The sequence below is a fragment of the Nonomuraea sp. NPDC049625 genome, assembly GCF_040675285.1.
Lineage (GTDB): Bacteria > Actinomycetota > Actinomycetes > Streptosporangiales > Streptosporangiaceae > Nonomuraea > Nonomuraea angiospora_A.
The window spans coordinates 875,230-894,902 of record NZ_JBFAOQ010000001.1 but is presented as its reverse complement, the minus strand read 5'-3'; the positions used below and the strand labels follow the sequence as shown (position 1 = coordinate 894,902).

Genomic DNA, 19,673 nt, shown 5'->3' with positions numbered 1-19,673 from the left:
GGCACGCAAAGCCGAAGCGGGCGCGCAGCGCCCGAGCGAGCCCGCGGGTAGCGGTGCGGATGGCGGGACGGGCACGGGTAGCGGGGTGAGGGGCGGAGGGCGTGAGAGGGGGTCGCTCTGGACCTCGGTGAGGCGGGTTATTACATTGGATTGAGCGTCCAATAAGCGCCACCCCGGGAGGTCAGATGCCAGGGTTAGCGATCATCGGGTCCGGGTTCGCCGGGATCGGCATGGCCATCAAGCTCAAAGAGGCGGGGTATCACGACTTCGTCATCCTGGAGAAGGCCGCCGACCTGGGCGGCACCTGGCGGGACAACACCTACCCCGGCTGCGCGTGCGACGTCCCCTCGCACATGTACTCCTACTCGTACGAGCTGAACCCGGGCTGGTCCCGCATGTTCTCCCCGCAGGAGGAGATCTGGGACTACATGCGCTCGTGCGCCGACAAGTACGGCGTGACCCCGCACATCCGGTACGGCAAGCGCGTCGTCGCGCTCGAGTACGACGACGGCCGGCGCGATTGGTCGGTCACCACGGATGACGGGGCGACGTTGCGGGTGAACGCGGTCGTGTCGGCCATCGGCGCCCTACATATACCGAAATTTCCCGAAATTTCGGGGCGCGAGTCCTTCACCGGCCCCGCCTTCCACTCCGCCGAATGGGACCACTCGATCGACCTGACCGGCAAGCGCGTTGCCGTCATCGGCACCGGCGCCTCCGCCATCCAGTTCGTCCCCCAGATCGCGCCTGCCGCGGGCCACCTGACGGTCTTCCAGCGCACTCCCCCGTGGATCCACCCCAAGCCGGACTTCGCCATCACCCCCGCCACCCGCCGGATCCTCGGCCTGCCCGGCCTGGCCAGGACCATGCGCAACGCCATCTACTGGGCCCTGGAGACGCGGGCGCTCGGCTTCACCGTCGACCCGCGCCTGATGAAGGCCCACAAGAAGCTGGCCCTCAGGCATCTCGATGCCCAGGTCCCCGACCCGGACCTGCGCCGCAGGCTCACCCCCGGCTACTCGATCGGCTGCAAGCGCATCCTCATCTCCAGCGACTACTATCCCGCCCTCACCAGGGACAACGTCGAGCTGGTGACCGACGGCATCACCGAGATCAGGCCGCGCTCGGTCGTGGACGCCTCCGGCGCCGAGCACGAGGTCGACGCGATCGTCTACGGCACCGGCTTCAAGGTCGTGGACGCGCTGCAGGAGCAGCACATCGTCGGCAAGGGCGGCCGCAAGCTCCAGGACGCCTGGCAGGACGGCATCGAGACCTACTACGGCATCGCCACGTCCGGCTTCCCGAACCTGTTCTTCCTGCTCGGCCCCAACACGGGCCTCGGGCACAACTCGGTCGTGTTCATGATCGAGTCGCAGGTCCGCTACATCATCGACTGCCTGCGCCTGCTGTCGAGGACGCAGGCCAGGGCCGTGGACGTCAAGCCGGGCGCCCAGCGGGCGTTCGCCCGCCGCCTGCGCGAACGGCTCGACCCCCTCGTCTGGAACGCGGGCGGCTGCGACTCCTGGTATCTGGACGAGCACGGAGTGAACCGGACGATCTGGCCGGGCTTCACCTTCGAGTACTGGGCGCGCACCAGAAGGGTCAAACCCAGCGCGTACGAGCTCATCTACTGAGGAAACACGCAGAACTCGTTGCCCTCCGGGTCGGCCAGCGTCACCCAGTCGTCGTACGTGGCCAGCAGCGTGGCACCCAGCCCGCGCAGCCGGTCGATCTCGGCGTCGAGGTCGTCGGCGCTCAGGTCGAGGTGGAGCCGGTTCTTGACGACCTTGCGCTCGGGCACGTGCTGGAACCACAGCCGCGGCGGCCCGCCCTCGACCAGCACCGTGGGGTCGTCCTCGGGGTCCTCGATGCCCTCGCCGCGCAGCCGCGCCAGCTCGGCCTCGTCGTACGGCGCCACGGCGTAACCGTCGAGCGCCGCCGCCCAGAACCTGGCCAGCGACGCCGGGTGGCGGCAGTCGACCACCACGTCACGCAGCCGGGCCACCGGGCTTCCTCGCCTCGATGAGGAACCTGGAGGAATGCGCCACGAACGGACCCTCCGCCTCGATCCGGTCGTGCAGCTCGCGCAGCCGGTCCGCGTACCGCTCGACCGAGAAGCCCGGCACGATCCAGATCACCTTACGCAGGAAGTAGATCACCGCCCCCACGTCGCAGAACTCCATCCGCAGCCGCTCGAACCGCAGGTCCACGACCTCGAGCCCGGCCGACCCGGCCGCGGCCCTGGCCTGGTCGGGGTCGCGGGAGGAGCCGTCGTGGGGGCCCATGAAGTAGCGCGTCAGCTCCGCGACGCTCCACGGCCCGACCTGCTGCGAGAAGTAGGCGCCGCCAGGGCGCAGCACGCGGGCGATCTCCTCCCACCAGGTCTCCACCGGATGGCGGCTGGTGACCAGGTCGAAGACGCCGTCCCGGAACGGCAGGCGCGGATCGTCGTCGTCGGCCACCACCCACGCCCCGCGCGGGCGCAGCCGCGAGGCGGCCAGCTTGAGGTTGGGCGGCCAGGACTCGGTGGCCACGGTCACCGCCGGCAGCGTGGGTACGCCGGCCAGGATCTCGCCCCCGCCGGTCTGGACGTCGAGCGCGGCCCCGGCCCCGGCCATCCGCTCGCCGAGCAGCCTGGCGTACCCCCAGGAAGGCCGCTCCTCGCTGGCCCGGCCGTCGAGCCAGGAGAAGTCCCAGCCGTCCACGGAGGCCGTGGCGGCCTCCTGGACGAGGTCGTCATACGTACGGCTCATTCTTCGACCTTGTCAGCGGCCCCGCCGGACGTTCAACCAAATTTCGTCATACGCTCCGCATCATGCGCAGCGGCCGCGTACCGCCGCTCGGTCGATGCCGAGGTGGTCGATCAGCCCCGCGACCGGGTCGGGCCGCCCCTGCGCCAGCAGGGCGAACACCAGCTGCCGGGGGGCCTCGACCGCCCTGGTCTTCATCGTCGTGGCCTTGATGGCCTGGTTGATGGTGGCGCGGGCGCTCGACGTCAGCGCGGTCCCGGGCACCTGCGGGTGCTTGCGCGGCGTCCGCGGCAGCAGGTCCCCGACCTCCAGGCCGAGCATGCGCAGCGCCGCCCGGTCGAGCTCGTCGAGCGCGGCCCGCGCGCCCGCCACGTCCACGCCGAGGGCGCGGGCGAGGTCCGCGTCGTGCAGGACGCCGAGCAGCAGGTGCTCGGTGCCCAGCCGCCGGTCGCCCCGCTGCCTGGCCTCGTCGAACGCGGCCTTGACGATCACGCCGAACCGGCTCTTCTCAAAGCCGAACATCGCGAACCCCTCACTTCCCGTATTTGGCGTGCACCGACTGCCGTGACATGCCGAGCGCGTCGCCGATCTGCTCCCAGGTCCAGCCCTGCTCCCTGGCCAGCGCCACCGACACCGCCTCGACCTGCTCGGCCAGCCGGTGCAGCGCGCCCACCGCCCGCAGGCCCAAGGCCGGGTCGTTCGACCTGATCCGTTCGGAGAGCTCTGTTACGTCCACCCTGTCAGGCTAGATTGACAGCCGCCGATTTGTCAATCTAGCCTGACAGCCATGGATGACGTGTTGATCGTGGGGGCGGGACCCGTGGGGCTCATGCTCGCGTGCGAGCTGGGCCTGGCGGGAGTCCGCCCGATCGTGCTGGACAAGAGGCCGGAACCGAGCGAGCTGCCCAGGGCCAACGGCCTGGGCGGGCAGATCATCGACCTGCTCGACCACCGCGGCCTGCTGGAGCGCTTCAGCGCGGGCAGCCCGTTCGCCGGGCGGCCACCCGGGTTCCCGTTCGGCTCGGTGCCGCTGCGCTTCGCGGGGGCGGCCGACCTGCCGTTACGGCTGCTGATGATCCAGCAGCCGCGGATGGAGCAACTGCTCGCCGAGCGCGCCAAGGAGCTCGGAGCCGAGATCAGGCGGGGGTGCGAGGTGCTCTCCCTGGCCCAGGACGAGGAGGGGGTGACACTGGAGCTCGCGGACGGCACGCGGATGCGGTCCCGCTACGCCGTGGGCTGCGACGGCGGGCGCAGCAGCGTACGGCGGGAGGCCGGGATCGGTTTCCCCGGCACGACCGACGACGAGGTGCTGCGCCTCGGGCACTTCGCGACCGGCGCGGACACGGGCATCTTCGAGGCACTGGAGACCGACGGCCTGGCTCCCGGCTGGAACCGCACCCCGAACGGCCGCCTGCTGCTCACCTCGCTCCAGCACGGCGTGCTGATCGCCGGCGTGCGCGAGAAGGGGGCTCCCGGCGACGGCCCCGTGACCCCGGAGGACTTCCGGGCGGCCGTGCGCCGCGTGCTGGGCCGGGACCTGCCGTTGGGCGAGCCCATCTGGCTGTCCAGCACGGTCGCGCAGGCGCGGCTGGCCGAGCGGTACCGGGCGGGAAGGGTGTTCCTGGCCGGGGACGCCGCGCACCTGTTCCCCGCGGGCGGCTCGGCGCTCAACGTCGGCATGACGGACGCGGCCAACCTCGGCTGGAAGCTGGCCGCCGCGCTCCTGGGGCGGGCCTCCGACGGGCTCCTGGACACGTACGAGTCCGAGCGGCGGCCGGTCGCCGAGCGCGCCCTCATGCAGACGCGGGCACAGGCGGTGCTCGACCGGCTGGAGGGCGAGGACGGGGCGGCGCTGCGGGAGCTGCTCACCGAGGTGTTCGCCTTCGAGGAGCCGCTGCGGCACGTGGCCGGGCTGCTGCACGACTCCGGCGTCCGGTACGGCCCGGCGGCGCACCCGCTGGTGGGCCGGTTCGTCCCGGATCTGGCGCTGTCCGGCGGGCGGCGGGTGGCCGAGCTCATGCGCGAGGGCCGGCCCGTGCTGCTCGACCTGGGCGGCGGCGCGACGCTGGACGACGACTGGATCGACGTGGTCAGGGCCCGCGCCGACGACCCGCCCGCCGACGCGCTGCTGATCCGCCCCGACGGCTACGTCGCCTGGGCGGGCATCGACGGGCTCGCCGAAGCGGCCCAGGAATGGTTCGGGCTCACAGCCACCCCGGCTTGACCAGGCCCGATTCGTAGGCGATCACCACGAGCTGGGCGCGGTCGCGGGCGTGCAGCTTCATCATGGCCCGGCTCACATGCGTCTTGGCCGTCGCCGGTGACATGAACAGCTTGGCCGCGATCTCGTCGTTCGTCATGCCGGTCCCGACCAGGCCGAGCACCTCGCGTTCGCGCTCGGTGAGCTGGTCGAGGCCGTCGGCGGCGACGGGCTCCTTGGCCCGGGAGGCGTACTCGGCGATCAACCGGCGCGTCACGCTCGGCGACAGCAGCGCCTCCCCCGCCGCCACCACCCGGACGGCCTGGATCAGCTCGGCCGGCTCGGTGTCCTTGACCAGGAAGCCGCTGGCCCCGCCGCGCAGCGCCTCGAAGACGTACTCGTCCAGCTCGAACGTCGTCAGGATGATGATGTGCGGCCCCTGCGGCATCTGCCGGGTGGCGGTCAGGCCGTCCATGCCGGGCATGCGGATGTCCATCAGCACCACGTCCGGCTGGTGCTCGCCCGCCAGCCGGACCGCCTCGGCGCCGTCGGAGGCCTCGGCCACCACGGTCATGTCCGGCTGGGCGTCGAGCAGCGCCTTGAAGCCCGCCCGGACCAGCGCCTGGTCGTCGGCCAGCAGCACCTTGATCATGAGGTCTCCTCGGGTAGTGGCAGCCGGGCCTCGACCTGGAACCCCGTGCCGGACGGCCCGGCGACCAGCGTGCCGCCCAGCGCGGAGGCCCGCTCGCGCATGCCGGGGATGCCGTTGCCGCTGCCCGCCTCGGACAGCACGGGGGCGGTCGTCGCGCCGGAGTCCGTGACGTGGATGGCCAGCTCCTGCTCGCCGTACTCCAGGCGCACGCTCACCGACGAGCCGGGCGCGTACCTGGCGGCGTTGGTCAGCGACTCCTGCACGATCCGGTACGCGGCCCGCTCCACCTGCGGCGGCAACGGCCGCGAGCCGACGCGTTTGAGCGCCACGTCCATGCCCGAGCGCTCGATCAGGTCGTCGAGGCGGTCGAGTCCGGCCGTGGGGGAACGGGGCGCCCCTTCGCGAAGGACGTTCAGGACCGAGCGCATCTCGCCCAGAACCTCCTTGGACGCCGTCTTGATGGTGGCCAGAGCGGTCTTGGCGTGGTCAGGGTTGTCGTCGATGAGGTGCAGCGCGGTGGACGCCTGCACGTGGATGAGCGAGATGTTGTGCGCGAGCACGTCGTGCAGCTCCTGCGCCATGGTCAGCCGCTCCTCGCTGGCCTGCCGCCTGGCCTCCTCCTCGGCGACGCGCTCACGCTCGGCCCGGCGCTCCCTGACGATCCTGACCAGCTCGGCCACGACCATGAGCAGCATGATGAACGTGAGGATCCACACGCTGTGGAAGAGGTCGCGGTTGCCGATCAGCCAGGCGTAGGAGAGGAACGACAGCACCGTCATCCCCGCCATGAACCAGGCCATCGCCCGCTTGCCCCGCGTGACCAGCAGGAACAGCAGGATCGCGGGGCTGATGAAGCTGGGGCCGTAGGCGTACCCGCCGGCCAGGTAGAGATCGCACGCGCCGAGCGCGGCGGCGGTCGTGAGCAGCGGGAAACGGCGGTGCAGCAGGATCGCCAGCGGCCCGATCAGCAGCAGCCCGTACGCGTACGGGTCGAGCGGCTCCCTGAGAAACCGCTGCCCCCAGGACGCCCCCTTGGCGATGACGAACTGGGCGGCCGCCACGATGAGGGCGAGATAGGGATCGAATCCGAACTTTCCTCGCACGACCCCTACGCTAGATCAGCGCTCTGACCTGTGCATCATCCCAGCGTGTGAGGGGGCCCTACCGCGACGGGCGTACGTGGGCCATCGTAAGGACCATGCTCCGAGTGATCGTCCCCGCAGCAGCAGTCCTCATCACGCTCGTGTCGGCCCCGCCCGCGCTGGCCGGGCCCCAACAGAAGGTCCCGGTCGCGGAGGGGTACGGCGGCGCCGTCGCCACCGTCGACCTCGACGCCAGCAAGGCCGCCATCGCCGTGCTCAGGAGGGGAGGCAACGCCGTCGACGCCGCCGTCGCCGCGGGCGCGGTGCTGGGCGTCACGGAGCCGTACTCCGCGGGCCTGGCCGGCGGCGGCTTCATGGTGTACTACGACGCCAGGCAGCGCAAGGTCTTCACGATCGACGGCCGTGAGACGGCCCCGCAGGCCATGACCTCGACCACGTTAGAAGGCATCCCGTTCGAGGAGGGCGTCACCAGCGGCCTGTCGGCGGGCATTCCCGGCACGGTCGCGAACTGGGACCTGGCCCTCCGCAAATTCGGCACGATCTCCCTCAAAGAAGCCCTCCAGCCCGCCATCGACGTGGCTTCCAAGGGCTTCGTCGTCGACCAGACCTTCCACCAGCAGACCGCCGACAACGCGGCCCGGTTCAAGGACATCACCTCCACGGCCAAGCTCTACCTCCCCAACGGCGCCCCGCCGCCCGTCGGCTCGGTGTTCAGGAACCCCGAGCTGGCGGCCACGTACCGCGAGCTCGGCAAGCGCGGCCCCGGCTGGCTGTACGGCGGGCAACTCGGCAAGGAGGTCGTGGCCACCGTCAAGCAGCCGCCGGTCACCCCCGGCAGCACCCGCAACGTCCGGCCGGGCCTGATGGAGCTGTCCGACCTGCGGGCCTACCGGGCGCTCCTGCGCGAGCCCACCAAGATCTCCTACAAGGGCAAGGACGTGTACGGCATGGCGCCCCCGTCCTCCGGCGGCTCGACGGTCGGCGAGGCGCTCAACATCCTTGAGGCTCTCCCGCAGGTGGGCCTGCACGAATACCTGGAGGCGTCGAGACTGGCCTTCGCCGACCGCGGCAAGTACGTCGGCGACATCCCCGGCGTGCCGCTCAAGGAGCTGCTGTCCGACGGCTTCGCCAAGGAGCGGGCCTGCCTGATCGGCGACCGGGCGACGGCCCACCCGGCGGCGCCCGGCAGCCCGGACGGCTCGTACGAGCCCTGCGCCCAGCCCACCGGCACCGCCACCCCGATCGCGGACGAAGGCCCCGAGACCACCCATCTCGTCATCGCCGACCGCTGGGGCAACGTGATCGCCTACAACCTGACCATCGAGTCCACCGGCGGCAACGGCATCGTGGTGCCCGGACGCGGCGTGCTGCTCAACAACGAGCTGACCGACTTCACGTTCGGCCCGGCGCCCGGCGACCCGAACCTGCCCGGCCCCGGCAAGCGTCCCCGCTCGTCGATGTCGCCGACGCTGGTGTTCGAGCACGGCAGGCCGGTGCTGGCGGTCGGCTCGCCGGGCGGCTCGACCATCATCACGACCGTGCTGCAGATCCTGGTCAACCGGTACGAGTTCGGGATGAGCCTGCCGGACGCGCTCGCCGCGCCGCGCGCCACGCAGCGCAACACCGCGCAGACCCAGGCCGAGCAGGCGTTCCTGGACAAGTATCGGACCGAGTTGGAGGCCAAGGGGCACAGCTTCGCGCTCAACCCGGAGATCGGGGCGGCGACGGCGCTGGAGTTCGTCGGCCGGGGCCGGATCCAGGCCGTCGCCGAGCCTGTCCGCCGCGGCGGCGGCAGCGCGCTGGTGCTGGCTCCCTAGAAGTCGCCCACGTGGTCCTTCGCCCATTCGGCGAAGGACCGCGCGGGCCGGCCCGTCACCTCCTCGACCGTGTTCGTCAGGACGGGTGGCGGGCCGTCGAGCATCTGGGCGTAGCCGTCGAGCAGCGCGTCCACGAACGAGTCGGGGAAGGAGTCGTCGGCCAGCAGCCGCTGCCGCTCCTCCTCCCGGCTGAGCTCCTGCCAGCGCAACGGGCGCCCGAGCGCGTCGCCGAGGATCCGCACCTGCTCGACCTGAGTCAGCACCTGCGGCCCCGTCAGCGCGTAGCGGGCCCCGTCGTGGCCGTCCGTGGTCAGCGCCCGTACGGCCACGGCGGCGATGTCGCGCTCGTGCAGCATCGCCATCGGCACCGCGCCGAACGCGCCGCGCACCACGTCTCCCGAGCGGATCTGGTCGCGCCACCAGAACGCGTTCGCGGCGAACGTGCTGGGCCAGAGCATGGTCCAGGCCAGGCCCGACTGCTCGACGCGCTGTTCGAGCTCGTTGTGCGAAAGGCCGACGGACGAGTCGGGCTGGTCGCGTACCGCGCCCGAGGAGAGCAGGACGACGCGGCGGGCATGTCGCCTGATCGCGCCGACCACGGCGGGGGCGAGGTCCGCGGTGTGGAAGGGCCAGATGAGGAAGACCGACTCGACGCCGTCCAGGCACCGGTCGATGGTCTCGTGGTCGCCCTTGACCACCTCGACGGCCGCCGGCAGGGCCGCCCAGGAGGGGTCACGGGTCATGGCGCGTACGGGGTGGCCGGCCTCGACGAGTTGGTTGACGACCTGGCGGCCGACGTTTCCGGTGGCTCCTGTGACGAGAATCATGGGTCCAAGGTTGGCCCGCGGGCCGAAGGTGCCCCAATTTTTCACGATATTTCGGTGGCTTTCCTCCAGAGGATTAGCCTGAATGAATGGAATCCGCCGAACTCGACGGCGTGGACCGCGGTCTGGTGCACGCGCTCCAGCTCGACGGCCGCGCCCCCTTCGCCAGGATCGCCGACGTGCTCGGCGTCTCCGAGCAGACCGTCGCCCGCCGCTACCGCAGGCTCACGGCGGCCGGCGTGATCAGGGTGGTGGGCGGCCTCGACGGCGCGCTCCTCGGCTACACGCCGTGGACCATCCGCGTACGCTGCACGCCCGACGCGGGCACCGCCATCGCCGAGGCCCTGGCCAGGAGGCCCGACACGTACTGGGTGCACCTGCTGTCCGGCGGCACCGAGATCTCGTGCTTCGCCCAGTCGCCCGACACGGTCCTGCTGGAGAAGCTGCCCCGGACCAGCCGCGTCCTGTCCATGACCGCGCATTCGCTCCTGCGCGGCTTCGCCCTGCCCGACGGCTGGCAGGGCCTGGCCTGGCTCACCGCGGAGCAGGCCGACCTGCTGCGCCCCGAGCCGCGTACCGGATCGGACGGCATCGTCCTCCAGGAGGAGGACCACCGCCTCCTGGACGTGCTGGCCAGGGACGGCCGGGCCGGGTACACGGAGCTGGCCAGGGCCACCGGCTGGTCGGAGGCCACGGCCAAGCGCCGGCTGCGCCAGTTGCGCGGGTCCGGCGCGCTCACCATCCAGCTCGACTACTCCCCCAGGCTGCTCGGCTACCGCGCCGAGGCCCGGCTGTGGATGGCCGTGCGCCCCTCCGAGCTGCTCCAGGTGGCCGGGACCCTCGCGGGCCACCCCGAGATCTCCTTCGCCAGCGTCACCACCGGCCCGACCAACCTCCTCGCCACCGCCATCTGCCGCGACAACGCCGACCTGTACCGCTACCTCACCGAACGGGTGAGCGCCCTGGACGCCGTCCAGACGCTGGAGACCGCCCCCGTCCTCCGGACGGTCAAACGCACCGGCGCACTACCCCCACAGGTGTACGGGCGACCCGCGTGAACACTCCCCCGGGCTGACTCCGAACAGGGCCTGACGTGCGATTCGGCCCGCCCCTCCGACCGGCACGCTGAAAGGCATCACGTCAAGGAGGAGACATGCACAGCTTCTGGCCGATCATCCCGTTCTTCTGGGGCCTGTTCTGGGTCGCCGTCGTCGCGCTGGCCATCACGGCCCGGCACAAGGGCTGGTGGGGGCCGCGCCACGCGCACGTCGCGGCTGCCGCGTCGCCCACCACCGGAGCAGAGCGGATCCTCGCCGAGCGGTACGCCCGCGGCGAGATGAGCGAGGACGAGTACTTCGAGAAGGTGTCCGTTCTCAAAGGCTGGACATCCTAAACATCACTAAGGGTGCAATTACTGTCACTGGCCGCATTCAGGGACCGGCGTTACGGTTCGTGTACCGGATACATAGAGAGCGGGGACAGGTATGCGATCCGTCGCCAGGTTCTGCGGCCAGTGCAGCTGCGGGTGCCCCGAGCTGTTCGTCGACGAAACGGCGCCCGTCGAGCGCCAGGTGGTCATCACCGACGACTTCGGGCAGCGCGTGGAGATGAGCCTCGACCAGTTCGGCTCGATCGTCGAGGCCGCCAAGAGCGGGTCTCTGGACAGTCTGGCGCTCGCCCGCTGAGCGCCGTCACCCTGCTGGCCGGCGGAGTCGCCGCCGGGCTGGTGGCGGGGACGGCCTCGTGCACCGCGGCGCAGGGCAGCCTGCTCATGGGCCTGGTCGATCACTGCCACGGGCGCGATCCCGCGCTGGTCGGCTGGTTCCTGGCGGGGCGGCTGGCCTCGTACACCACGGCCGGAGCGCTGCTCGGGCTGCTCGGCTCGGCCGTCAGCCTCCCGCCCGCGGCCCGCGCGGTGCTGCTCGTCGCGGCCGGGCTCACCGTGATCGTCTTCGCCGTCCGGCTGATGCGGCGCGGTCACTGCGCGGCCAAGCCCGAGGCCGGCGCCCCCTCGCGCTACAAGGCGCCGCTGCTGGGCGCGGCCACCATCCTGGTGCCCTGCGGCGTGACCCTCGGCATGGAGATGATCGCGATCTCCAGCGGCTCCCCGGTGGCGGGGGCGGCGGCCATGGCAGGGTTCGTGCTCGGCACCGCTCCGGCGTTCGCGCTGCTCGGGTACGTGCTGCGGCGTGTCTCCCGCACCCGGCTGGCCCGGCTCGCCGCGGTCGTGGCCGTCGCCGCCGGGCTCTGGACCGTCGGCGCGGGGCTCACCCTGGGCGGCTGGATCGGCGGCACCCCGCCGGCCGCGTCCAGGCCCCTGCCCGCCGCGCATGGCCCCGGCGAGCAGATCGTGACGGTCTGGGCGACCCGCGAGGGCTACCGGCCGGCCGTCGTGGCGGCCCGCGCCGGAGCGCCGGTCGAGGTGGTGTTCAAGCTGGTCGACCGGGGGTGCACCGGCACGGTCACGATCGGCGGGCGCGACGTCGCGCTGCCGGCCACCGTACGCCTGCCGCCGCAGCCGAAGGGCGCGCTGCGGTACGTGTGCGGGATGGGCATGTACACGGGCTTCATCGACTTCTCGTGACGCCATGTCGGCGATTACCGTTCGTGATCACGCGATCACGTGCCACGCTGGTCGCCATGGCCTGGCAAGGAGAGGTCGCGGCGCCGTCCGTACCGGCGCCGCGCGTGGGAGACGAGCCCGAGCTGCTGGCCGCCGCGGGAGCCGGCGACGCGCAGGCCGCGCACCGGCTCGGCAAGCTCTATGCCCAGCACGGCGACCGCGCGGCCGCCAAGCACTGGTGGGAGCGGGCGGCCGAGGGCGGCAACCTGGACAGCGCGTACAACCTGGGCGTCTGGCACGAGATGCACGGCAGCCTGGTGGATGCCGTCAGCTGGTACGAACTCGCGGCCGGCGCCGGCGACGCCGAGGCGGCGAGCAACCTGGCGACGCTCCTGCTGGAGCAGCGCGGAGACCCCGACAGGGCCCGGCGCTGGTACGAGGTCGCGGCCCACGGCGGCTCCAGCACCGCGGCCCGCAGGCTGGCGCTGATGTGCGAGGACGCGGGCGAGCTGGCGGCGGCCCGCGAGTGGCACCGCACGGCGGCCGCGGAAGGCGACATGGCCTCGGCGCACGACCTGGGCTTCCTGGCCTACGCGACGGGCGACGACGAGGAGACCGTGCGCTGGTGGGAGTACGCGGCCAGGGGCGGCCACCCGGACTCGGCGTACTGCATGGGCCTCTACCTGCACGCCAGCCGCGACCCCGAGGGCGCGGAGGCCTACTACCGGCTGGCCGCCAAGAGCGAGCACCCGGGCGCCGCCTCCCAGCTCGGCGAGATCGCGCTGTCCATGGGCGACCTGCGGATCGCCCGCGCCTGGTTCGAGCAGGCCGCCGGCGCCGGGCGCGGCTACGACCAGCGGATGGCCGGGTTCGTCTGCGTCGAGCTGAGGGACTGCGCGGCGGCCAGCCACTGGTTCGGCCGGGCGGCGGCCGGCGGGGACGCCGAGGCGGCCTTCAACTACGGCCTGCTGCTGATCGCCGAGTTCGGCGACCTGGCGGGCGGGCAGCACTGGTTCCGGCAGGCGGCGCGGGCCGGGCACCGCGGGGCCGCCGTCGAGCTGGGCGGGCTGCTGTCGGTGGCCGGTGAGCTGGGCGAGGCCCAGGAATGGCTGTCCGATCCGCCGCCGCCCACGTGGGGGCGGCACGCCGAGCCGGAGCTGGCCGCCAGGGCCGAGCTGGCCGCGGCGGCCACCGGCCGCAGGGGCGGCGCCGCGCTGGACGTGGGCGACCTGACCGAGGTGCTCGGCACGTGGGATCTGGTGACCCGGCCGCTGCACGACCACTCCGACGTGATCGGGTGGCTGGTGGGGCGCAGCGGGCTGCACCCGAGCGCGATCGAGCACCTGGCGTCGGTGCGCGGCACGCTGCTGCGTCCCGGGACCGCGCCGTGGCCGAGCTGCGGCGAGATCGAGTACGTGCTGGCCACGGCCCGCGACCTGCGCAAGCGCCTGGGCGTGCGCTGACCGACGCACGCCCGGGCGCTCCTCGTCACACCAGTTCGGTCACCGGGGTGAACGGCAGGCCGAGCGCCTCGGCCACCGGCCCGTTGGTGAGCAGGCCGTCGTGCGTGTTGAGCCCGCCCGCGAGGCCGGCGTCCGTCCTGAGCGCCTCGCGCCAGCCCAGGTCGGCCAGCTTGACCGCGTACGGGAGGGTCGCGTTCGTCAGGGCGTACGTGGAGGTGTTGGCCACGGAGCCCGGCATGTTGGCCACGCAGTAGAAGACCGACTCGTGCACCTTGTACGTCGGCTCGGCGTGCGTGGTCGGGCGCGAGTCCTCGAAGCAGCCGCCCTGGTCGATGGCGATGTCGACGAGTACGGAGCCCGGCTTCATGCGCGAGACCAGGTCGTTGGAGACCAGCGTCGGGGCCTTGGCGCCGGGGATCAGCACCGCGCCGATGACCAGGTCGGCCTGCAGGACCTCCTGCTCGATCGCGTACGACGTCGAGACCAGCGTCCTGAGCCGGCCCTGGTAGATGGCGTCGATGAAGCGCAGGCGGTCGATGTTCGTGTCGAGCACGGTGACGTCGGCGCCCATGCCGACGGCGATCTGCGCGGCGTTGAGGCCGGAGACGCCGCCGCCGATCACGACCACCTTGGCCGGGGCCACACCCGGCACGCCGCCCGGCAGGACGCCGCGGCCGCCGTTGAAGCGCATCAGGTTGTAGGCGCCTACCTGCGGCGCGAGGCGGCCGGCGACCTCGGACATCGGGGCGAGCAGCGGCAGCGCGTTGCCCACCTGGACGGTCTCGTACGCGATACCGGTCGTCCTGGCCTTCAGCAGCGCGTCCGTGCAGGGGCGCGAGGCGGCCAGGTGCAGGTACGTGAAGAGCACGAGGCCCTCACGCAGCCGGTGGTACTCCTCGGCGATGGGCTCCTTGACCTTGAGCACCATCTCCGCTTCGCCCCATACGGCGTCGGCACCGTCGAGGATCTTCGCCCCCGCCGAGAGATATTCCTCGTCCGGGATGTGCGAGCCCAGGCCCGCACCCCGCTGGACCAGGACGTCGTGGCCGTGGCGCACCAGCTCGTGAACTCCGGCGGGCGTGGCGGCGACGCGATATTCGTGGTTCTTGACCTCGGCAGGGACGCCGATCTTCATGGTTGATCCTTTCGCGAAACCGGCACGCCGTCGTACCGGACTGAGGGGTGGTTCTGTCGGGCCTCTACAGACGCGTCCACGCTTCGGTGAGCACGCCACGGAGTATCGACCCGATCTCGGCGAACTCCTCGGGCCCCGCGATCAGCGGGGGCGCCAGCTGGATGACAGGGTCGCCGCGGTCGTCGGCGCGGCAGTAGAGGCCCGCGTCGAACAGCGCCTTGGACAGGAAGCCGCGCAGCAGCCGCTCCGACTCGTCGGCGGAGAACGTCTCCTTGGTGGCCTTGTCCTTGACCAGCTCGATGCCCCAGAAGTAGCCCGAGCCGCGCACGTCGCCGACGATCGGCAGGTCGCGCAGGCCGTCGAGGGTCTCCTTGAACAGCGGCTCGTTCCTGGAGACGTGGCCGAGCAGGTCCTCGCGCTCGAAGATGTCGAGGTTGGCCAGCGCCACGGCCGAGGAGACCGGGTGGCCGCCGAAGGTGTAGCCGTGGGCGAACATGGCGTCGCCGCCCTTGAACGGCTCGAACAGCCGCTCGTGCGCGATCATGGCGCCGATGGGCGAGTAGCCGCTGGTCATGCCCTTGGCACAGGTGATGATGTCCGGCACGTAGTCGAACTTCTGGCCGCCGAACATCGTGCCGAGCCGGCCGAAGGCGCAGATGACCTCGTCGGAGACGAGCAGCACGTCGTACTCGTCGCAGATCTCGCGCAGGCGCTGCCAGTAGCCGGGAGGGGGCGGGAAGCAGCCGCCGGCGTTCTGGACGGGCTCGGCGAAGACGGCGGCGACGGTGTCGGGGCCCTCCATCTCGATGGCGCGGGCCACGCGCTCGGCCGCCCAGATGCCGTACTCCTCGGGCGTCATGCCCTTGACGCCGGTGATCTCGTCGGCGCGGTAGTGGTTGGTGTTGGGGACCCGGACCGAGCCCGGCACCAGCGGCTCGAACATCTGCTTGAACGCGGGGATGCCGGTGATCGACAGCGCGCCCTGCGGGGTGCCGTGGTAGGCGATCTGGCGGCTGATGACCTTGTGCTTGAGCGGCTTGCCGATGAGCTTGTAGTACTGCTTGGCCAGCTTCCAGGCGGTCTCGACCGCCTCACCGCCGCCGGTGGTGAAGAAGACGCGGTTGAGCTCGCCGGGCGTGTACGAGGCCAGCCGCTGGGCCAGCTCGGCGGCTTTCGGGTGGGCGTAGGACCACAGCGGGAAGAACGCCAGCTCCTGAGCCTGCTTGGCGGCGGCCTCGGCCAGCTCCTGGCGTCCGTGGCCGACCTGGACCACGAAGAGTCCGGCCAGTCCGTCGAGGTAGCGCTTGCCGTGGATGTCGTAGACGTAGGACCCCTCACCGCGCACGATGGTCGGGATCTCGGACTGCTGATAGGCGCTGTGCCTGGTGAAGTGCAACCACAGGTTGTCCTGCGCGGCCTTCAGGACGTCGTTTTCCGGCTGCGTCATGGTTATCTTCCCTCGTGTCTCAACTCCCCACAGTCTGCATGCTCACCTGGGGATTTGCCAAGCGAATCGGTCGTAGCAATATGCAAGAAAATCGGTATCCGCAGATCGACTATGTAACGGCGACGAAATCCGCATGTAGATTGGCGCGCGGGTCACCAGCGCCGCTTTGGCGTTCTCGCACGTGGAACGTTGTGTGATCCAATGAGACCAACATGTTGAGACCAGCCAGAACCTTCTGATAACGACCCCCGGGGGACCCTTCCGTGACTCCTGACCAGATTGAGAGCGCCGTCGCCGCCGCGATGCCCCAGGCCGTCGAGGAGCTGCGGCGGCTGGCCGCCATACCCTCCGTGGCCTTCCCCGGGCACCCGGAGGAGCCGGTCTTCGCCGCCGCCGCGATGACGGAGGAGCTGCTGCGCTCCGTGGGCCTGCCGCGTGTCCAGCAGGTGCCGGTCGAAGGCAGCTTCCCGGCGATCTTCGGCGAGGCCCCCGCGCCGCCCGGCGCGCCCACGGTCCTGCTGTACGCGCACTACGACGTGCAGCCCGCGGGCGACCCGGCCGCGTGGCGCACTCCGCCGTTCGAGCCGACCTTGATCGACGGCAAGCTGTACGGGCGGGGCTGCGCGGACGACAAGTCCGGCATCCTCTCCCACATCACCGCCCTGCGCGCCTTCCAGGGCCGCTTCCCCGTGGGCATCAAGGTCATCATCGAGGGCCAGGAGGAGTACGCGGGCGAGCGCCTGGAGGCGTTCGTCGAGCGCAACCCCGAGCTGCTGCGGGCCGACGCCATCGTGGTGGCCGACACCGGCAACCCGCGGGTCGGCGACCCGGCGGTCACGACCTCGCTGCGCGGCATGGCGGCGTTCACCATCGAGGCGCGCACGCTGCGGGAGCCGGTGCACAGCGGCTCGTTCGGCGGCGCGGCCCCCGACGCGCTGGCCGCCCTCATGCGCATGCTGACCTCACTGCACGACGACAACGGCGACATCCGCGTGCCCGGCCTGCCGCGCGGCACCTTCCTCGGGCAGGGGCCGTCGGAGGAGGAGTTCAGGAAGACTGCCGGCGTCCTCGACGGCGTCTCGCTGGTGGGCTCGGGCTCGCTGGCCGACCGGCTCTGGGCGTCGTACGCGATCACGGTGACGGGCCTGGACGTGCCGACGGTCTCGGGCGCGGTGAACGCGGTCCAGCCCGCCGCGCGGGCCCGCGTGACCGTACGCGTCCCCCCGGCGGGCGACCCGAAGGCGACGGTGAACGCCGTGGTCGAGTTCCTGCGCAAGGTGGCGCCGTGGGGCGTCCAGGTGTCGTTCACGGACCTGACGGTGGGCTCGGGCTTCCAGGCGGACTCGGGCGGCAAGGCCCGCGCCGCCCTCAACCGGGCCATGGAGCGCGCCTTCGGCCGCCCGCCCAGGGACGTGGGCGCCGGAGGCTCGATCCCCCTGGTCAACACGCTCCTGAAGCAGTTCCCCGCGGCGGAGATCCTGCTGTTCGGGGCGGAGGACGAGGACGCGGCCATCCACGCGCCCAACGAGCGGGTGGACCTTGAGGAGCTACGGCGGGTGGCGACGACGGAGGCCCTGTTCCTCCACGAGCTCAGCCTCCCCACCGCGCTCGGGGTGTGACGACAGGTCGTGCGGGCTCGCCTCGGATGGGGAGCCCGCGCGACCCCTAAGATCCGTTCCATGCGTTCCGCGATCTTAGGCGGCCTCGCCGCCTCTTTCCTGCTGGTCGCCACGGCTCCCGCCGTGGCCGCCGCCCCCGCCAAGCCGCTGACCTCGGATCAGTTGAGCGAGGCCCTGATCACGCCCGGCGACCTGGGCGAGCAGTACACGGAGAACCCGAAGCACATCCGTGAGGCGCTGGACTCCGAGTCGGCGCACACGAAGAAGTGCCGGAGCGCCATCAAGGCGCTGAAGCCCATTCTCACGAGCAAGGCGGCGGCCTTCATCGACGAGGAGGGCAAGCCGTCCGGCGTCAAGCAGTTCCTGATCAGCGGGACTCCCGCGCGGCTGGCCCGCTGGGAGCCCGTGGGCAAGGTCATGGTCCGCGACTGCTCCGGGGTCAAGGCGAACTCCGGCTCCTCCAAGGCCGGCATCACCAAGCTCTCCATCGGCAAGTTCGGCACCTGGACCTACGGGATCAGGCACCGCAAGACGATCCCCGCCCTGAACTCCAAGCCGAGTTTCGCGGCGGACGTCGTGCTCATCGGGACCGGGAACAGCGTCATGCTGCTGGTGAGCGACGGGTTCTTCGGGACGTTCGACCCTGGCCTGAGCAAGCGGGCGGCGAAGGTGGCCATGCGGAAGCTGCAGGACGCCCAGGCGACCGCCGCCGAGTAGAGAAGGACGGTTCCGGCGTGTCGGGGGCGCCGGGTTCAGCCGATCACCGTAGCCGGCCGATCAGCGTGACCAGCCGATCAGCGTGACCAGTCGATCAGCGCCAGGAGGCGGTCGGACTGGGCGCGGTCCGCGGCGGTCAGTGCGATGCCTCTGACCAGGGTCAGCAGGTCGCGTACGTCGAGATCCGCCCGTACGGCGCCGGCCCGCCTGGCCGCGTCCAGCAGGCCCGAGGCCGTGGCGAGCATGGACGCGTGCCACTGCGCCACCAGCGCGGTGGCGCCGCTGTCGCCGGTGACCGCCAGGGCCAGGTCGCGCTTGGAGGCGATGTGGTCCATGAAGAGCCGCAGCCATTCGTGCAGCGCCTGCGCCGGCGACCCGGCGGCCGACAGGGTCTGGCCGCGGGCGCACAGCTGGGCGACCTCGTCCGCGTAGACGGCGACCAGCAGATCCGTACGGGTGGGGAAATGTCGGTACATGGTGGCGTTGCCGACCCCGGCCCGGCGGGCCACATCGTCGAGCGGCGCGTCGGTGCCGCGTTCGGCGAAGACCTGCGCGGCCGCGGCCAGCAGCCGGTCGTAGTTGCGCTGCGCATCCGCCCGGCGAGGACGCGATCCCATCCTTCTCCTTGCTAAGTGGGGAACTCCCCATCTAGTCTAGTCACGCCAACTAAACGGGGAGTTCCCCACTTAATGCGGGAGGCAGGCATGGCAGCGACGGCCGGTGAAGTGCATCGGAGCATCATCGAGCTCTACGGGGCCGGGCGGATCGACGAGGGGCTGGCGCTCGTCGACCCCGGCGTGATCGACCACCGAGGCGGCTCGGACGGCGACCACCACGGGCTGGCGGCGTGGAGGGAGAAGTGGGAACGGGCCCTGTCCGGCGGGACGGGCTTTCATGACATGTCCGTCACGGTGGAGCAGAACATCTCCACCGATGACCTGTCGACCAACGTCTACCTCAGCCGCGGCACGCACACCGCCTCGGGGCGTCGCTACGAGGTGCGGGGAATGGACATGATCCGCGTCAGGGACGGCAGGATCGTCGAGCACTGGGCCATCAGGGACTCGGTGGCCATGCGCCACCAGCTCGGCCTGGATCAGTGATACCGGTGCACCAGCCGCAGGCCCGCCTCCACCAGCACCCAGCCCAGGCGCACCTCCACGGCGCGGACCACCGAACCGCCCGGGCGACGGCGCTCCACACCGGGCCGCAGCTCACCCACCCGGGCTCGCCGCCACATGGCGGCCCCCAGCTCACCCACCCGGGCTCGCCGCCACATGGCGGCCCTCAGTTCGCCCGCGCGGGCGTGCCGCCGCGCGTCGGCCCGCAGCTCACGGGCTCGCGCCCGCTCCACGAACAGATACAACTCCGGATACATCACAC

Annotated in this window: 22 protein-coding genes; 11 read left to right on the top strand and 11 right to left on the bottom strand. The window is 71.5% G+C overall.

The window, feature by feature from the left end; translation table 11 throughout:
• The first annotated feature begins 185 nt into the window (after nucleotides 1-185).
• Entirely contained in the window at nucleotides 186-1,634 is a 1,449-nt protein-coding gene (locus tag AB0J87_RS04325; RefSeq protein ID WP_363962574.1) for an NAD(P)/FAD-dependent oxidoreductase, read from the top strand.
• Here AB0J87_RS04325 and AB0J87_RS04320 read toward each other — a convergent pair.
• The 4 genes from AB0J87_RS04320 to AB0J87_RS04305 are packed head-to-tail and all read right to left on the bottom strand — an operon-like array spanning nucleotide 1,628 to nucleotide 3,486.
• Complete coding sequence (locus tag AB0J87_RS04320) at nucleotides 1,628-2,005, bottom strand: VOC family protein (protein WP_350728513.1); 378 nt, start codon at nucleotides 2,003-2,005, stop codon at nucleotides 1,628-1,630. The two genes, AB0J87_RS04325 and AB0J87_RS04320, sit on opposite strands and share 7 nt — an antisense overlap.
• Complete coding sequence (locus AB0J87_RS04315) at nucleotides 1,989-2,753, bottom strand: class I SAM-dependent methyltransferase (protein WP_363962573.1); 765 nt, start codon at nucleotides 2,751-2,753, stop codon at nucleotides 1,989-1,991. Before AB0J87_RS04315 ends, AB0J87_RS04320 begins: the two co-directional genes overlap by 17 nt.
• A gap of 60 nt (nucleotides 2,754-2,813) precedes the next feature.
• Entirely contained in the window at nucleotides 2,814-3,272 is a 459-nt protein-coding gene (locus AB0J87_RS04310) for a Clp protease N-terminal domain-containing protein (RefSeq protein WP_350728511.1), read from the bottom strand.
• A gap of 10 nt (nucleotides 3,273-3,282) precedes the next feature.
• Entirely contained in the window at nucleotides 3,283-3,486 is a 204-nt protein-coding gene (locus AB0J87_RS04305) for a helix-turn-helix domain-containing protein (protein WP_185071099.1), read from the bottom strand.
• 51 nt (nucleotides 3,487-3,537) lie between these two features.
• On the opposite strand from AB0J87_RS04305, the gene AB0J87_RS04300 reads away from it, so the two are divergent.
• On the top strand, nucleotides 3,538-4,974 hold the full coding sequence (locus AB0J87_RS04300) for an FAD-dependent monooxygenase (RefSeq protein ID WP_363962572.1): 1,437 nt from the start codon (nucleotides 3,538-3,540) through the stop codon (nucleotides 4,972-4,974).
• Here AB0J87_RS04300 and AB0J87_RS04295 read toward each other — a convergent pair.
• Both AB0J87_RS04295 and AB0J87_RS04290 read right to left on the bottom strand, forming a co-directional pair.
• On the bottom strand, nucleotides 4,955-5,602 hold the full coding sequence (locus AB0J87_RS04295) for a response regulator transcription factor (protein ID WP_350728509.1): 648 nt from the start codon (nucleotides 5,600-5,602) through the stop codon (nucleotides 4,955-4,957). The genes AB0J87_RS04300 and AB0J87_RS04295 overlap by 20 nt on opposite strands.
• Nucleotides 5,599-6,705 (bottom strand): histidine kinase, encoded by a 1,107-nt coding sequence (locus AB0J87_RS04290; protein WP_363962571.1) that lies wholly within the window; start codon nucleotides 6,703-6,705, stop codon nucleotides 5,599-5,601. Before AB0J87_RS04290 ends, AB0J87_RS04295 begins: the two co-directional genes overlap by 4 nt.
• A gap of 95 nt (nucleotides 6,706-6,800) precedes the next feature.
• On the opposite strand from AB0J87_RS04290, the gene ggt reads away from it, so the two are divergent.
• Nucleotides 6,801-8,522 (top strand): gamma-glutamyltransferase, encoded by a 1,722-nt coding sequence (ggt, locus tag AB0J87_RS04285; protein ID WP_363962570.1) that lies wholly within the window; start codon nucleotides 6,801-6,803, stop codon nucleotides 8,520-8,522.
• On the opposite strand, the gene AB0J87_RS04280 is transcribed toward ggt, so the two are convergent.
• On the bottom strand, nucleotides 8,519-9,349 hold the full coding sequence (locus AB0J87_RS04280; protein WP_363962569.1) for an NAD(P)H-binding protein: 831 nt from the start codon (nucleotides 9,347-9,349) through the stop codon (nucleotides 8,519-8,521). The two genes, ggt and AB0J87_RS04280, sit on opposite strands and share 4 nt — an antisense overlap.
• A gap of 86 nt (nucleotides 9,350-9,435) precedes the next feature.
• Between AB0J87_RS04280 and AB0J87_RS04275 the strand changes: the two genes are divergently transcribed.
• The 5 genes from AB0J87_RS04275 to AB0J87_RS04255 all read left to right on the top strand — a co-directional run bounded on the left by AB0J87_RS04275 (nucleotide 9,436) and on the right by AB0J87_RS04255 (nucleotide 13,372).
• On the top strand, nucleotides 9,436-10,404 hold the full coding sequence (locus tag AB0J87_RS04275) for an Lrp/AsnC family transcriptional regulator (protein ID WP_363962568.1): 969 nt from the start codon (nucleotides 9,436-9,438) through the stop codon (nucleotides 10,402-10,404).
• Nucleotides 10,405-10,499: 95 nt separating this feature from the next.
• Nucleotides 10,500-10,739: an SHOCT domain-containing protein gene (locus tag AB0J87_RS04270; protein WP_363962567.1), complete on the top strand. Its 240-nt coding sequence runs from the start codon at nucleotides 10,500-10,502 to the stop codon at nucleotides 10,737-10,739.
• Nucleotides 10,740-10,830: 91 nt separating this feature from the next.
• The gene (locus tag AB0J87_RS04265; RefSeq protein ID WP_350728503.1) at nucleotides 10,831-11,031 is read left to right on the top strand and encodes a hypothetical protein; all 201 of its coding nucleotides are present in this window, start codon (nucleotides 10,831-10,833) and stop codon (nucleotides 11,029-11,031) included.
• Nucleotides 11,032-11,072: 41 nt separating this feature from the next.
• Entirely contained in the window at nucleotides 11,073-11,930 is an 858-nt protein-coding gene (locus AB0J87_RS04260) for a sulfite exporter TauE/SafE family protein (RefSeq protein ID WP_363962566.1), read from the top strand.
• Nucleotides 11,931-11,986: 56 nt separating this feature from the next.
• On the top strand, nucleotides 11,987-13,372 hold the full coding sequence (locus AB0J87_RS04255; RefSeq protein ID WP_350728501.1) for a tetratricopeptide repeat protein: 1,386 nt from the start codon (nucleotides 11,987-11,989) through the stop codon (nucleotides 13,370-13,372).
• Between the two features lie 25 nt (nucleotides 13,373-13,397).
• Here AB0J87_RS04255 and ald read toward each other — a convergent pair whose 3' ends face one another.
• Nucleotides 13,398-14,507: an alanine dehydrogenase gene (gene ald / locus AB0J87_RS04250; RefSeq protein ID WP_363962565.1), complete on the bottom strand. Its 1,110-nt coding sequence runs from the start codon at nucleotides 14,505-14,507 to the stop codon at nucleotides 13,398-13,400.
• A 64-nt stretch (nucleotides 14,508-14,571) separates the two neighbouring features.
• Complete coding sequence (locus AB0J87_RS04245) at nucleotides 14,572-15,954, bottom strand: aspartate aminotransferase family protein (protein ID WP_350728499.1); 1,383 nt, start codon at nucleotides 15,952-15,954, stop codon at nucleotides 14,572-14,574.
• A gap of 263 nt (nucleotides 15,955-16,217) precedes the next feature.
• Between AB0J87_RS04245 and AB0J87_RS04240 the strand changes: the two genes are divergently transcribed.
• Complete coding sequence (locus AB0J87_RS04240) at nucleotides 16,218-17,573, top strand: dipeptidase (RefSeq protein WP_363962564.1); 1,356 nt, start codon at nucleotides 16,218-16,220, stop codon at nucleotides 17,571-17,573.
• A gap of 60 nt (nucleotides 17,574-17,633) precedes the next feature.
• Nucleotides 17,634-18,290, top strand: coding sequence for a hypothetical protein (locus tag AB0J87_RS04235; protein ID WP_363962563.1), 657 nt, complete (start codon nucleotides 17,634-17,636; stop codon nucleotides 18,288-18,290).
• Nucleotides 18,291-18,367: 77 nt separating this feature from the next.
• Here the strand turns inward: AB0J87_RS04235 and AB0J87_RS04230 are convergent, their stop codons facing one another.
• A complete protein-coding gene (locus AB0J87_RS04230) occupies nucleotides 18,368-18,907 on the bottom strand; it encodes a helix-turn-helix domain-containing protein (RefSeq protein ID WP_363962562.1) in 540 nt (179 codons plus the stop codon).
• Between the two features lie 87 nt (nucleotides 18,908-18,994).
• Here AB0J87_RS04230 and AB0J87_RS04225 point away from each other — a divergent pair, with 87 nt between their 5' ends.
• Nucleotides 18,995-19,393 (top strand): ester cyclase, encoded by a 399-nt coding sequence (locus tag AB0J87_RS04225; protein ID WP_363962561.1) that lies wholly within the window; start codon nucleotides 18,995-18,997, stop codon nucleotides 19,391-19,393.
• On the opposite strand, the gene AB0J87_RS04220 is transcribed toward AB0J87_RS04225, so the two are convergent.
• On the bottom strand, nucleotides 19,387-19,668 hold the full coding sequence (locus AB0J87_RS04220) for a hypothetical protein (RefSeq protein ID WP_363962560.1): 282 nt from the start codon (nucleotides 19,666-19,668) through the stop codon (nucleotides 19,387-19,389). The genes AB0J87_RS04225 and AB0J87_RS04220 overlap by 7 nt on opposite strands.
• Between the last annotated feature and the right edge of the window lie 5 nt (nucleotides 19,669-19,673).

Coding starts and splice junctions, on each gene's coding strand:
- AB0J87_RS04235 (WP_363962563.1), top strand. CDS start 17,634: ATGCGTTCCGCGATCTTAGGCGGCCTCGCCGCCTCTTTCCTGCTGGTC.
- AB0J87_RS04315 (WP_363962573.1), bottom strand. CDS start 2,753: ATGAGCCGTACGTATGACGACCTCGTCCAGGAGGCCGCCACGGCCTCC.
- AB0J87_RS04245 (WP_350728499.1), bottom strand. CDS start 15,954: ATGACGCAGCCGGAAAACGACGTCCTGAAGGCCGCGCAGGACAACCTG.
- AB0J87_RS04225 (WP_363962561.1), top strand. CDS start 18,995: ATGGCAGCGACGGCCGGTGAAGTGCATCGGAGCATCATCGAGCTCTAC.
- AB0J87_RS04300 (WP_363962572.1), top strand. CDS start 3,538: ATGGATGACGTGTTGATCGTGGGGGCGGGACCCGTGGGGCTCATGCTC.
- AB0J87_RS04265 (WP_350728503.1), top strand. CDS start 10,831: ATGCGATCCGTCGCCAGGTTCTGCGGCCAGTGCAGCTGCGGGTGCCCC.
- AB0J87_RS04325 (WP_363962574.1), top strand. CDS start 186: ATGCCAGGGTTAGCGATCATCGGGTCCGGGTTCGCCGGGATCGGCATG.
- AB0J87_RS04230 (WP_363962562.1), bottom strand. CDS start 18,907: ATGGGATCGCGTCCTCGCCGGGCGGATGCGCAGCGCAACTACGACCGG.
- AB0J87_RS04255 (WP_350728501.1), top strand. CDS start 11,987: ATGGCCTGGCAAGGAGAGGTCGCGGCGCCGTCCGTACCGGCGCCGCGC.
- AB0J87_RS04220 (WP_363962560.1), bottom strand. CDS start 19,668: ATGTATCCGGAGTTGTATCTGTTCGTGGAGCGGGCGCGAGCCCGTGAG.
- AB0J87_RS04270 (WP_363962567.1), top strand. CDS start 10,500: ATGCACAGCTTCTGGCCGATCATCCCGTTCTTCTGGGGCCTGTTCTGG.
- ald (WP_363962565.1), bottom strand. CDS start 14,507: ATGAAGATCGGCGTCCCTGCCGAGGTCAAGAACCACGAATATCGCGTC.
- AB0J87_RS04295 (WP_350728509.1), bottom strand. CDS start 5,602: ATGATCAAGGTGCTGCTGGCCGACGACCAGGCGCTGGTCCGGGCGGGC.
- AB0J87_RS04275 (WP_363962568.1), top strand. CDS start 9,436: ATGGAATCCGCCGAACTCGACGGCGTGGACCGCGGTCTGGTGCACGCG.
- ggt (WP_363962570.1), top strand. CDS start 6,801: ATGCTCCGAGTGATCGTCCCCGCAGCAGCAGTCCTCATCACGCTCGTG.
- AB0J87_RS04280 (WP_363962569.1), bottom strand. CDS start 9,349: ATGATTCTCGTCACAGGAGCCACCGGAAACGTCGGCCGCCAGGTCGTC.
- AB0J87_RS04310 (WP_350728511.1), bottom strand. CDS start 3,272: ATGTTCGGCTTTGAGAAGAGCCGGTTCGGCGTGATCGTCAAGGCCGCG.